This window comes from Acidovorax sp. KNOB132, from assembly GCF_057541515.1.
The window spans coordinates 1-763 of record NZ_BAAJYT010000611.1; the positions used below are offsets into that span (position 1 = coordinate 1).

Consider the following 763-nt stretch of genomic DNA (forward strand, 5'->3'; position numbering starts at 1 on the left):
GTAAGACCAGCCCCCCGCCCGGCCGGCCTGGGTGCCGCCGCCCTCCCCGCTGGCGCCTGGCGCGGCACCCGCCCCAGCGGCATCCGACGACCTGGAGTTCTTCAACGGCCTGGGCGGATTCGCCCTGGACGGGCGGGAATATGTCGTGCGGCTGGGCCCGGGCCAGGCCACCCCGGCGCCCTGGATCAACGTCATCGCCAACCCGGGGTTCGGGTTCCAGGTGTCCGAGCGCGGCAGTACCTGCACCTGGTGCACCAACAGCCGCGAGAACCAGCTGACCCCGTGGTCCAACGACCCGGTGAGCGATCCGTCCGGAGAAGCGATCTACGTGCACGACGAAGCCACGGGCGAAGCGTGGACCGCCACGGCGCAGCCGCTGGGCGACGATGGCCTGTACGAAGCGCGCCATGGCCACGGCTACAGCAGGTTCGCGCACGCGGCGCGCGGCCTGGGGCTGGAGTTGCTGCAGTACGTGCCCGGCGAGGACCCCGTCAAGATCTCGCGCCTCACCCTGCGCAACACCTCGGGCAAGGCCCGGCGCCTGACGGTCACGGCCTATGCCGAATGGGTGCTGGGCACCTCGCGCGGCGCGTCGGCGCCGTTCATCGTGACCGCGGTGGATGCCGGCAGCGGCGCCCTGCTCGCCCACAAGCCGTGGGACATGGCGTTTGCCGGCCGGGTGGCCTTCGCGGACCTGCGCGGTCAGCAGACGGCGTGGACGGCCGACCGCACGGAGTTCCTGGGCCGCCACGGCGGGCCCGGG

Annotated in this window: 1 protein-coding gene; it reads left to right on the forward strand. The window is 73.1% G+C overall.

Features of this window, described 5'->3' with window-relative positions:
• Positions 1–31: 31 nt before the first annotated feature.
• A partial coding sequence (locus AC27IO_RS25000; RefSeq protein WP_498741315.1) for a hypothetical protein occupies positions 32–763 on the forward strand: 732 nt, incomplete at its 3' end.